Annotated in this window: 7 protein-coding genes; all 7 read right to left on the reverse strand. The window is 66.8% G+C overall.

Annotated elements, in window-relative coordinates; genetic code table 11:
- Positions 1–225: 225 nt before the first annotated feature.
- The 7 genes from AC1PLA_RS12915 to AC1PLA_RS12945 all read right to left on the reverse strand — a co-directional run bounded on the left by AC1PLA_RS12915 (position 226) and on the right by AC1PLA_RS12945 (position 12,466).
- A complete protein-coding gene (locus AC1PLA_RS12915) occupies positions 226–1,866 on the reverse strand; it encodes a DUF5597 domain-containing protein (RefSeq protein ID WP_481104682.1) in 1,641 nt (546 codons plus the stop codon).
- Positions 1,863–4,211, reverse strand: a complete 2,349-nt coding sequence (locus tag AC1PLA_RS12920; protein ID WP_481104683.1) for a S9 family peptidase — start codon at positions 4,209–4,211, stop codon at positions 1,863–1,865. Before AC1PLA_RS12920 ends, AC1PLA_RS12915 begins: the two co-directional genes overlap by 4 nt.
- Entirely contained in the window at positions 4,201–5,787 is a 1,587-nt protein-coding gene (locus tag AC1PLA_RS12925) for an APC family permease (protein WP_481104684.1), read from the reverse strand. Before AC1PLA_RS12925 ends, AC1PLA_RS12920 begins: the two co-directional genes overlap by 11 nt.
- Positions 5,788–5,852: 65 nt before the next feature.
- On the reverse strand, positions 5,853–7,724 hold the full coding sequence (locus AC1PLA_RS12930) for a DUF885 domain-containing protein (RefSeq protein ID WP_481104685.1): 1,872 nt from the start codon (positions 7,722–7,724) through the stop codon (positions 5,853–5,855).
- Complete coding sequence (locus tag AC1PLA_RS12935; protein WP_481104686.1) at positions 7,721–9,538, reverse strand: DUF885 domain-containing protein; 1,818 nt, start codon at positions 9,536–9,538, stop codon at positions 7,721–7,723. Before AC1PLA_RS12935 ends, AC1PLA_RS12930 begins: the two co-directional genes overlap by 4 nt.
- 115 nt (positions 9,539–9,653) lie before the next feature.
- The gene (locus AC1PLA_RS12940) at positions 9,654–10,853 is read right to left on the reverse strand and encodes a M24 family metallopeptidase (RefSeq protein ID WP_481104687.1); all 1,200 of its coding nucleotides are present in this window, start codon (positions 10,851–10,853) and stop codon (positions 9,654–9,656) included.
- Complete coding sequence (locus tag AC1PLA_RS12945) at positions 10,850–12,466, reverse strand: aldehyde dehydrogenase family protein (RefSeq protein WP_481104688.1); 1,617 nt, start codon at positions 12,464–12,466, stop codon at positions 10,850–10,852. Before AC1PLA_RS12945 ends, AC1PLA_RS12940 begins: the two co-directional genes overlap by 4 nt.
- Positions 12,467–12,535: the final 69 nt, after the last annotated feature.

Consider the following 12,535-nt stretch of genomic DNA (forward strand, 5'->3'; position numbering starts at 1 on the left):
GCTCCGGTGCAGAACTGAGAAATAACCAATGACGTTTGTTTACCAACCAATCAACACAATCGTTGCCGGCGATCGCGTCGCACTGCTGTTGTTCTTACGCCCACCGAGGCGCGTGGCGAGCGTGTCTCACAAGGTGGAACCAGCTAACAGGAACCGCAATGACGTGTCCCACCCACCGATTCCGATCACGCCCACCTCACGGCTGCGCAGTCGCCTCACGCAGGCTCAATAGGTGCCTACCCGCACACGCAACACCACCGGCACCTCGCCCGCCGCATCCACCCGTCCGAAGTTGAGCCCGTAGTCGGTCTGGTCGCCGTTGAGCTGTCTTTCGACCTGCCAGCGCCCGTCCACGTACCGCCCCTGCTCCACCCGCAACAGTTGTCCATGACGGGTATCGGCCGCCTCGCGGAAAAATTCAATCCGCGTGGCCATGCCGATGACCAGGAACTCCTCCGGACCCAACTGCGCCACCAGCAGCCGGCCGGCATGGTCGTCGTTGCCGGGCAGGATCGCCGGCGCATCGCCCCACATCGGCGCACCGAACGACACCCGGGCCTGCCAGTCGCCAAAGCGCAGCGTGCGTTGCGGCGCGCCGGGCTGTTCGGCCACCGCCTGCAGCCGGCCATCGAAGGCGGCCTGGGCGATCAGGCGCTGCAGCGGCGCCAGCAGCTTGAAGTTGGCGGCGTGCGCAGCGATCGCGTCGCGGTTGGCCTGGCTGTCCTGGTTGCCATCCATGCCGAACACCGAAAAGCCGATCCCGCCCTGCCCCAGCACATGGAACAGATACGGCGCGGTGGCCGCTTCGAAGCCGGTCTCCGAGACCCAGGCCGGGTTGTCCGGCCGCGCGTACTGGCCGATGACTTTGGTGTACTCGTTGTAGTCGTTGGTATAGATATCGGTACCGATGAAGTCGATCGACGGCGTAGCCGCGCGCCACAGCGCGAACACATTCACCGTCGCACCGCCGGACGGATAATCCATGCCCGGGTAACGCTTGCCCTTGTAGCGCAGCCAGGTGTTGACGTAGAGCGGCAGCGGATACGCGCGCTTGCCGGCGGCGGCCACCTGTTCGATATACGCCGCCGTCGCATGTGCATTGAAGGCTTCGGCCGCTTCGGCACCGAACAGCTGCTGCCAGCTGCCCTGCGGTTTGCCGAGTTTTTGCGCGATCGCGGCAGGCACCGGCTGCGCGAACGCCGCCTCGCCGGCCGGGCCATGGTCGCGCACCGTGCCGATTGCGCCGGGCTCGTTTTCCACCTGTACCAGGATCACCGTGTGGCGGTCGCCATCGACCTTGCGCAGGTGCTGCATCAATGCGGTAAAGGCACGCACATCGGCCTGCACGTTGGCGGCCACATGCGGCGACAGCACATCCACCGGTTCGCCATTGGCATCGCGCATGCGCGGGTAAGTGGCGTCGTCGCGCTTGATCCACTCCGGCACGTAATGCATCTGGCCGTTCTTCCAGCTGCCGAACCACAGCAGGGCCACGCGCAGGCTGCGCTTGCGCGCGCCGGCAATCAAGGCATCCACGTTGGTGGTATCGAAGCGCCCGGGCGCCGGCTCGAACTGCTCCCAGTACACTGGCGCCTCCACCATATTGGCATGCAGCGCGACCACCTCGTCCAGCGCCTTGGGCAGCACCGCCGGCCAGGCGCTGGAATTGTGCAGCTGCGCGGCCAGCACGGTGTATGGCGCGCCATCGACGAACAGCGCATGGCGGCCGTTCTGGGTAACGAAGCGCGGCAGTTCTTCCGCGCTGGCCAGCAATGGCACGCAACCGGCCAACATCGCCAGCGACCACAGCAGGGCTGCGATGCGGCCGCGCGGCCGCGGCATCTTCAGGGCAAGCAAACGCATCATCGCGCCTCCGACGGTAGTGAATTCCAATGCGGCGTGGGTTCGTCGCGCAGATGGCGCACGAAGAAGTCGTACTGGCGACGCTGCACATAGTCGATTGGCCCGCTGGAGCGGCCTACCGAATGCTCGCCACCAGGCAGGTTGAGCAGCTCGAAGTCCTTGCCGGCCTTGATCAGCGCATCGACCACCTGCGCGGTGGAGGCCGGGTCCACATTGCTATCCTGCTCGCCGACGATCAGCAGCAGGTCGCCCTGCAACTTGGCCGCATTGACCACGCCCGAGGCCTGCGCATAACCGGCATCCACCGGCCAGCCCATCCACTGCTCGTTCCAGCTGATCTTGTCCATGCGGTTGTCGTAGCAACCGGCGAACGCCACGCCCACCTTGTAGAAGTCCGGATGGCGTTCGAGCGCGCCCAGCGTGCTCTGCCCGCCGGCCGAGGCGCCATAGATGCCGACCCGGCCGATGTCGTAGGAAGGGTCCCTGGCGGCCAACGCGCGATGCCAGGCGATGCGATCGGCAAAGCCGGAATCGCCCAGGTTCTTCCACGCCACATCATGGAAGGCCTTGGAGCGGTTGGCGGTGCCCATGCCGTCGATCATCACCACAATAAAGCCCAGATCCGCCTGCGCCTGCATGCCGATCTGCTTGTCGCCACCGGAGTGATAGCCAAACGGCCAGAACGTCTTCGGCACGAAGGAGTCGTGCGGGCCGGCGTAGATGTTCTCGATTACCGGATACTTCTTGTGCGGGTCGTAATCACGCGGGCGCACCACCATGCCCCAGATGTCGGTGCGGCCATCGCGGCCCTTGGCCACGAAGGTCTCCGGCGCGCGCCAGCCGGCGGCCAGCAATTTGTCGATCTTGCCCTGCTCCACCTGCTGCAGCAGCCGGCCATCGATGGCGTGCAGCTCCATCACCGGCGGCAGGTCCGGGCGCGAATAGACATCGACGTAATGCCGGCCGTCGTCAGCGATCGCCACATCATGATCGGCATCGCTGTGGGTCAGCCGGGTCAACTGGCGGCCGTCGAAATCCACGCTGTACAGCTGCCGGTAGTACGGGTCCTTGCCCGCATCCATGCCGCTGGCGGTGAACCAGATGCGCCGCTGCGCGTCGTCCACGCGCAGCACATCGCGCACGATCCACGGCCCGCGCGTGAGCTGCCGCTTGAAACTGCCGCTGCGGCCATCGACCAGGTACAGATGCCGCCAGCCGTCGCGCTCGGAGATCCACAGCAAATCGTCGCCGCGCCCATCCACGTCATGGCGAAAGCTGCAGTCGGCGTAGACGAAGGTGCGCGCATCCTCGCCGACCGCCACGTGCGCGCGACCGCTCTGCGCATCCACCGCGATCACCCACATGCGCTGAAAGCCGCGTTGCACGTAGTCGAAGCTCACGCTGTGGCCATCGCTGCGCCACTGCAGCGGCGACAGCGCATACGGATTGGCGAACAAGGCAGTGTCCACCTCGCGGCGTGTGCCGTCCACGGCAAACAGCACCGGCCGCTCCACATCCACCGCATCGCCGGGCTTGGGGTACAGCTGGGTGCGCACGCGCGGCTGGCCGCCGCCTGCAGGCGCCGCTTCCACACGGGTGACGCGGCGGGCCAACCCGGGACGCACGCGATACACCGCCAGCCGCTGCGAATCCGGCGACCAGGCGATGCTCTCCGGGTCGAAGTAATCGTCTGCGCGGCCATCGTCGCTGAGCCGGATCAGCTGCCCATCGGCGACGCGACGCAGCAGCAGGTTCCAGCCATCGGCGAGCGCTTCCCAGCGGCCATCGGGCGAACGGCGCGGCGTGTTGTCGGCTGGCACCGCAGGGTCGCGCACCACACCGAAGCCGCGTGGACGCTGCTGTGCAGCGGCGTCATCGCGGGCGCAGCGGTCGTCCGTCAGGCTGCAACGCCAGGGCGCTTCGCCAAGCGCGAAGCGAATCGCTCCGTCGCTGCGCTCGCCGTCCGGCGCATAGGCAAAGCGCTCGAACGGCAACTGCAACGCAGTGTAGGGTGTGCCGGTCGCTGCACTCAATGCCTGCGCCACGCGCAGCTGGTCGAACGCCGGCGTTTTCTGCAGCGTGGCGACATCCATACGAACGAAGGCGAATCCGCCCGGCACCGTCTTGCGGTAGTAGAACGTGCCGTTGTCCTGCCATTGCGCCGGCCAGGCCACGTTCTCGGTCAGCGTGCTCCATTGCGCGCGCAAGCCCAGCGCGCGTTGGTAGTCGGCCACACTGGGCGCGGCCTGTGCCGCCGTCGACAGCAACACGATGCACGCAGCCACCCCGTTCAAGCAGCCACGCAACCAGCGCGATGCACCCGCGCTGCGGCGCAGCTCACTCGCCATCGTCCTCCTCCAACGCCAGCTCATCGCCGCGCAAGCCGCTGCGCGCGCCCCAGTGATAGATGAAGAATGCAATCACCGCCACGCTCAAGGTGTCGAACGGATGCGCGATCCAGCCGTGACCGCCGAACGTGCCGGCCCAGGACACCGCCATCACCAGCACGAAGAACACGATCAACCACAGCGATGCGCGCACCTGGCGCAGCAGGCGTGCCCTGCCCTGGCGCGATGGCAGGCGATACAGCACATACAGCACGAACGCGACCACCTGCAGGCCGAGCAACCACGACAAGGTGGGCCAGGTCGACCAGTAGACGATCAAGGCGGCGACGATGAACGACAGCGGACCCAGCACGGCAAGGCCACGGACACGGAACGGCCGCGGCAAGTCCGGCGCACTGCGGCGCAACGCCGCCACCGTCACCGGCGCCACCGCGTAGCTCAGCACCAGGGCCGCCGACACCACGCCGATCAGGGTCTCCCACGAGGGGAACGGCAGCGTCCAGAAGATCGACAAGCCCAGGCTCAACCACAATGCCGGACGCGGGATGCCCGATTGCGGATCCACCCGCGTCAGCACCGGCAAGAACCCGCCGCTGCGCGCCCAGCCGTACACCACGCGCGGGGTGGCATTCATGTAGATGTTGCCGGTGCCGCTGGGCGAGACCATCGCATCGCAGATCACCAGTGCAGCCAGCCACGCCATCCCCAACGCCAGCGCGATGTCGTGGTACGGCAAGGCAAACACCTTGTCGATGCCGCTCCAACCCGGTGCCAGTTGCGCGGCCGGAATGCTGCCCAGGAATGCCAGCTGCAGCAGCACGTAGATCACCGTGGACAAGGCCACCGACAGGATCAGGGCGATCGGAATATTGCGCTGCGGATCGCGCACCTCGCTGGCCACCGACACGATCGGGGTCAGGCCCAGGTAGGCAAAGATGATGCCACCGGCAGAGATCGCCGCTTCCACCCCGGCCATGCCCGAGGGCGCAAACCCGTGCACGCTCAGGTTGCCCGGGTTGAAGTGCTTCATCAGCAGCACGATCACCAGGATCGGCACCAGGAACTTGAAGATGCTGACGATGTTGTTGGCCAACGCAAAGGTCTTGACGCTGAAATAGTTGAGCAGGAAGAACAGCACCAGCAGGGCCAGTTGCACCAGCCAGCCCAACACGCTGGGATGGCTGCCGCCGGGTTGGTTGAGCAGCGGGAACCACGCCGCCGCATACTGGCGCGCCGCTTCCACCTCGATCGCGATCAGGCTGGAAAATGCGATCAGGGTGATGAAGCCGGTCAACGAGCCGAGCAAGGCGCCATGCGAATACTCCGGGTAGCGCACCACGCCACCGGCGCGTGGCAGCGCGGCGCCGAGTTCGCAATACACCAGGCCGAGCAGCAACACCGCGATGCCGCCAAGGATCCACGACAGGATGCCGGCCGGCCCCGCGATGGAAGAGACATGGCTGGCAGAGAACAACCAGCCCGAGCCGAAGATCGAACCCAGCCCGATAAAGGTCAGGTCGGTCAGGCTGAGTCGCTTGTGGAACTTGCCTTGCGTGGTCGCACCGTGTGTGGTCATTGGTCGCCCCGAAGCGTGGATACGCGGTTGGTGTAGCGAAGAACGTCGGCTGGTGATGTACTGGATCAGTCGCTGGCAGCGGCCTTGGCCTCTGCTGCCGCCGACCCGGCAGCATCTTCGGCGGCATACGGCGAGACACCACCGTCGGCGATGAAGCGGTCGATGCGCGCTTCCAGCACCGGCAATGGCACCGAGCCGGTCTGCAGCACCGCATCATGGAAATGGCGCAGGTCGAATTTTTCGCCCAGGGCGGCTTCGGCCTTGCGCCGCAGCTCCAGGATCTTCAGCTCGCCCAGGTAATACGACAACGCCTGCCCCGGCCAGGCGATGTAGCGGTCCACCTCGGTGGTGACTTCGTGCTCGCTCAAGGCGGTGTTGTCGCGCAGATAGGCCTGCGCCTGCGCGCGCGTCCAGCCCTTGTGGTGGATGCCGGTGTCGATCACCAGGCGGCAGGCGCGCCACATCTGGTAGGTGAGATAGCCGAAGCGGTCATAGGGCGTGTCGTACATGCCCATTTCCTGGCCCAGGTACTCCGAATACAGGGCCCAGCCTTCGCCATAGGCAGAGATGTAGGCGTAGCGGCGAAACTCCGGCAGCCCCTGTGCCTCTGCCGCCAGCGGCATCTGCAGCGCGTGGCCGGGCGAGGACTCGTGCAGCGTCAGTGCGGTCAGGTTGTACAGCGGCCGCGACGGCAGGTTGTAGGTGTTGACCAGATAGATACCCGGGCCACCGCGCCCGCCGGTGTAGAACGGCGCCAGCTCCGGCGGTACCGGCTCGATCGCGAAGCGTCGGCGCGGCAGCCGGCCGATGTAATCGCCCACCTTGGCGTCCACGCGCTTGGCGATCCAGGCGGCCTGCTTGAGCAACTGTTCCGGCGTCTTGGCATAGAACTGCGGGTCGCTGCGCAGGAACTGCAGGAAGGCCGGAAACACTGCCTGCCCGGCCGGCGCCTTGAAGCCGCTGGCAGCGATGGTCTGATCCATCTGCGTGCGCAGCCCGGCCACTTCCTGCAAACCGATCTGGTGGATCTGCTCCGGACTCAACTCCAGCGTGGTGAACTCGCGGATCTGCGCGCGGTAATACGCCTGCCCGTCCGGCAAGGCCTCGCCGGCCAGCGTGGTGCGCGCGCGCGGCTGGTACTCGTTGCGGATGAAGTCCAGCAGCTTCGCGTAGGCCGGCAGCACCTGCGTATCGATGGTCTGCACTGCCTGCTGGCGCAATTGCGCCTGCACATCGGCAGGCAGCGTGGCCGGCATCTGCTTGAACGGTGCGTAGAACGGATTGGCCTCGCCCTTGGCCTGCACCACGTCGGCGATGGACTGGTCGCGCCCGGTCAGGGTCACCCGGGGCTGGCTGAAACCGCGCGCCAGGCCGGCACGCATATTGTCGGTGTGCTCGGCGAAATAGCGCGGGATATCGGCGAGCATCTTCAGATAGCGCTGGTAGTCCTCGCGCGTACGCAGCTTGGCCTCGGCGCTGAAACCCAGGTCGCTCCAGAACGCCGAGTCGCTGTTGAACGGCATTTCCCAGGCGCGAAAATGCTGCTGATCCAGCAGCACCAGCAACTGCTGCCGGTACACCTGGTAGCTCACCTGATCTTCGGCCGGCAACTGCGTTGCCGGAATTGCATCCAGCTCCTTCAACGCCTGTTGCCAGTACGCAGTGCGCAGGTTTTGCGTGGCCACATCGACCTTGGGCAGATGGTCGGACTGCCTGTCCTGGGTGGCCTGGTTGTCTTCATCCACCGCGCCGGACAGCTGCGCCTGCCGCCAGCGCCATTCGCGCGTGTACAGCGCCTTGAAGCGTGCCGCTGCACTGTCCTGCGTGCTTGCTGCGGGTGCAGGTGCTGCGGCCTGTGCTTGCGACACGGTACCGCCCAGAGTGGCTGCAATCAATACACTCAATGCGCTCGCGCGCCAGACGCTGCTGGTCTTCATCCGCGTGCCTCCGGCGCCGCCTTGGCCTGCGCGATCCACTGGCGCACGCGCTGCTGCAACATCGCCAGCGGCATTGCGCCGCCGCCGAGCACCGCATCGTGGAAGGCGCGCACATCGAAGCGATCGCCGAGTTCTTTTTCCGCCTCCGCACGCAGCGCAAGAATCTGCAGCTGCCCCAGCTTGTAGCCGAGGGCCTGGCCCGGCCAGACGATATAGCGATCGGTTTCGGACTGGATGCTGGGCTCGTCATCGGACGGATGCGCGTGGAAGAAATCCACCATCTGCTGGCGGTTCCAGCGCTTGTAATGCACGCCGGTGTCGAGCACCAGGCGATTGGCGCGCAACAGCTCGCCGGACAGCCGGCCGTAGTCGTTGTACGGGTCCTTGAAGAAACCGATCTCCTTGCCCAGGCGCTCGGCGTACAGCGCCCAGCCTTCGATATAGGCGTTGTAGCCGGCCTGCTGCCGGAACGGCGGCAATGGCAGCGTCTGGGCGAGCGAGATCTGCAGGTGATGGCCCGGCACGCCCTCGTGATAGGCGGTGGTTTCGATATTGACCAGCGTGCGGCTGGCGAAGTCGCTGGTGTTGACCTTGACGATGGCCGGCTTGGTGCCTTCCGGATTGCTCTGCCAGTATTCGGCGCCGGGCGCGCTGCGCCGGAATGCCGGCATCGCCTGCACTTCCAGCGGCGTCTTCGGCAAATGGCCGAACAGCTTGGGCAACTCGGGTTCCATCGCGGCGATGTAATCGCGGTACTGCTGCAGGATCTGCTCGCCGGAGCTGGCGAAGTGGCGCTTGTCGGTATCCACCGCCTTGCGGAAGCTGGCCAGGTCGGCAAAGCCCTGCGCCTTGGCGATCACTGTCATCTCGCCTTCGATGCGCGCCACTTCCTTCAGGCCGATCTGATGGATCTCCTCCGGCGCCATGTCGGTGGTGGTCTGGGTATGGATGGCATAGCGATAGCGGCGTTCGCCATCGGGCAGCGACCACAGACCTTCCTGCGCGCTCCCTTGCGCGGCGTATTCGTCGCGCACGAACGCGGCCAGCTTGGCGTAGGCCGGGCGCACCTGCTGCTCGATCGCGGCCAGCAACTGCGTGCGCAGCGCAGCGCGCTGGTCAGCCGGCACTGCGGCATCGAGTTTTTTCAGCGGCGAGGCGAACGGGCTCTGCTCGCCGGTCAGCGCGGCGATCTTATCGATCTGCTCGGGCAGGCGCTCCAGCAGATAACGCGGCTGCACCAGCCCCTCCTTGGCGCCCTGCCGCGACACCGCGATCACCTGGTCGATCACCGTCGGAATCGTCTGCAGGCGCTTGATGTAGTCCTGATAATCCTTGGCGTTCTCGAACGGAAATGCATCGCCGTAACCGGCCAGCCCCAGCTGGATGCCACCGATCGGCTCCAGCGGCATCGCATAGGTCTTCAGGTCGATGCCTTCCAGCTTGTCGCGCAACTGGCCGAGCATCATCTGCAGGCTGAGCTGGCGCTGTTCGTCCAGCGTCTTGCTGTCGATCGCTTCGAATTGCTTGAGCAGCTCGGCAGTGGCGGTGCGTTCGGCCTGCACGGCCTCGAGCGAGTAGTCGCTCCAACGATCGTTGTACCGCTTGTCGCCGATGATGCTGGCGAACTCCGGGTTGTGCTGCAACTGGTACTGCCATTGCTGGTCCAGCAACGCATCGAAGGCCTTGGCGGCCTGTTCGCTGGTTGGCGCAGGCGTGGCCGCAGCTGCCGTCTCCGCTGCCGGCGGCGCCGGCTTGCAGGCAGTGAACAAAGCGGCGGCCAGCAGGCCGATGGCGACGGGACGCAGGTGGTTCATGCAGTTACTCCAAGATGCAATGGCGGCTGTAGGAGCGCGCCTGAGCGCGACGGCTTTATCGGGACTGCCCGTCGCGCCCGGGCGCGCTCCTACGCGTGCGTGAGCCTGGGCCGGCTCATGCAAACGGTTGGTCGATCGCCGTCGACGGCGGCGTAAACCACTGCGCGCCGGTATCGGTGACGTAAAAGTGGTCTTCCAGGCGCACCCCGAACGCACCGGGCACCACGATCATCGGCTCGTTGCTGGCGCACATGCCCGGCTGCAGCGGCTGCGCATTGCCGCGCACCAGATACGGCGCTTCATGGATCGCCAGGCCGCAGCCATGGCCGGTGCGGTGCGGCAATCCCGGCAAGCGGTAGTCCGGCCCCAGCCCTGCCGCCTCCAGCACGCTGCGCGCGGCCTGGTCCACCGCTTCGCAGGCGAGCCCGGGGCGGATCGCCGCAAACGCGGCTGCCTGCGCCGCCTGTTCCAGGTCCCAGATGCGCCGTTGCGCGTCGTCGGGCATGCCGTAGATCCAGGTGCGGGTGATATCGGAGTGATAGCCCTGCACGGTGCAGCCGGTGTCGATCAGCACCAGCTCGCCTGCACGCAGGTGCTGCACGCCGGGAATGCCGTGCGGAAACGCGGTGGCATGGCCGAACTGCACGATGCAGAAGGTCGAGCCGTTGTCGGCACCCAGCGCGCGATGCGCCTCGTCGATGAAGCGCACCAACTGGTCGGTACCGATGCCTTCCTGCGCGATGCCGGCGGCCAGCCGCTGCACCAGCAAGGTCATGTCGCAGGCCTGCTGCATCAGCGCCAGCTCGGCCGGTGACTTGCACATGCGGCAGCCGTCGATGATGGCCGCGGCATCGCGGATCGCCGTGCCCAGGTGTGCACGCAGGCCGGTGTGCACGGCAAAGGCGATGCCCGGATCCAGCGCCAGCGCATGCGCGTGGCGGTCGTCCATCACCTGCACCACCAGCACGTACGGGTCCTCGTGTTCTTCCCACAGATGTTTGGCGACCGCGATCTTCAGCACCGCATCCAGTGAGCCTTCTTCGAACGCGGGGCAGATCAGCACCGGGTCGCCGTCCAGCGTGAGCAGCAGCGCGACCAGGCGCTCGCTCGCGCCCCAGGGCACGCCGGTGAAATAGCGCAGCGAGGTGCCGGCGCCGATCAACAACGCATCCACGCCGTGCGCGCGCATCAGGCGGCGTGCGCGTTCGATACGCTGTGCGTATTCCTGCGCGGCGATCGGCGCGGCGCGCTGCGTCCACGGCGTCAATTGCGCGCGCGCCTGTTCCAGCGACAGCCCGCCGATCTGGCTGCTCATGCGCCGGCTCCAAAGTCGGCGGTGCTCCATTGCCCATCGACCAGGCGCGCCACGCCACCCGGATTGCGCTGGCGCAAGTCGGCTGGCAGCAGGGCGTCCGGCACCGCGTCGTAGCTGTGCAAGGCGGCGAAGCGGCGGATCGAACCGGGCATGCCCACCGCGGTGAAGCCCGGGTGCCCGGTGCTGGGGAACGGCCCGCCATGATTCTGCGCCGCGCTCACCGCCACGCCGGTCGGCATCTTGCTGTTGATCAAGCGCCCCACCCGCGCCCGCAGCACCGGGGCGATGGCCTGCCAGGCCGCATCGTCGCTGCCATCGGCCGCGCGGTACAAGGTGCCGGTGAGGTTGCCTTCGAATGCAGCGGCGATTTGCGTCATCTGCGCCACGTCGCGTGCACGCACCAGCAGGCTCACCGGGCCGAAGGCCTCGGTCTGCAACGCATGCGGGCTGGTGAGGAACGCCTGCGCATCCACGCTCAACAAGGTCGGCGCGTAGCGATAGCCGTCTTCGCCGGTATGCCCGCCGGCAAGCAGCGCGGCGCCGGCAGCGCGCAGCGCTGCCACACCGTGTTGCACGCCTTCCACGCCTGCACTGGAAAACAACACCATCGGCATGGCGGCCTCGAAATGCGCCGTGGTCGCGGCCACGAACGCATCGCCGGCCTCGCCCTGTGGCACTACCACCACCCCGGGATTGGTGCAGAACTGGCCGCTGCCCAGCGTGCACGAGGAGAAGAATTCCTGCGCCAGCGCGGCGCCGCGTTCGGCCAGTGCGCCCGGCAGCAGGAACACCGGGTTGACGCTGGACAGCTCGGCATAGAACGGCACGCCGGCCGCATCGGCGGCGGACTTCAGCGCCAGCCCGCCCGCACGGCTGCCGGTGAAGCCGATCGCCCCCAGCCGCGCATCGCCGGCCAGCCGCAGGCCAGTGGCGTTGTCAAAGTGATACAGCAACTGCACCGCCGCAGCCGGCAGGCCCGCCGCAAGCAAGGCTGTGTGCGCAAGCTGCGCCATGCGCTGGCTGGTGGCCGGATGCAGCGGATGCGCCTTGGCGATCACCGGGTTGCGCGCGGCAATGGCCGAGGCGAAATCGCTGCCGGCAATCGCATTGAAGGCGAACGGGAAATTGTTCGGGCCAAACACCACCACCGGCTTGCCGAGTGGCGCCAGATGCGAACGCAGATCGGCAGCGGTATCGATGATGGGTTGGGTCCAGCTATAGCTGCGCACCGCCTGGGCGGCCTGACGCAACTGCCCGCTGGTGCGTGGCAGCTCGTTGCCACGCAAGCGTGTGGGCGCCGGCAGTGCGGTTTCTGCGTGGGCAAGCGCCACCAGGGTGTCGGCATCGGCGTCCAGTGCGTCGGCGTAGGCGTCCAGAAACGCCGCAATCTTCTCGACCGGTGCTGCCGCAAGTTCCGCTGCGACCGCTTGCGCTGCCGCAATCGCGGTTTCGACATCCTCCGCACCGCTGACCGGAAACTGCGGCCCGATCGCCTCACCCGTGCTCGGGTCGGCGGCACGGAAGCTGGCGCTCGCCGCGCGGCTGGGTTGCCACCGGCCGGCCAGCAATACCTCGGCCTGCTGTGTGGGCGGGGATTGGAGCGTCTCGTTCATTGCGGCACCTTCGGTTGCATGAGGACAGACCCTGCGCACTGTGCGGCAGCGGCCGACCAGAAAACGACG

The organism is Xanthomonas sp. NCPPB 1826 (assembly GCF_056725285.1).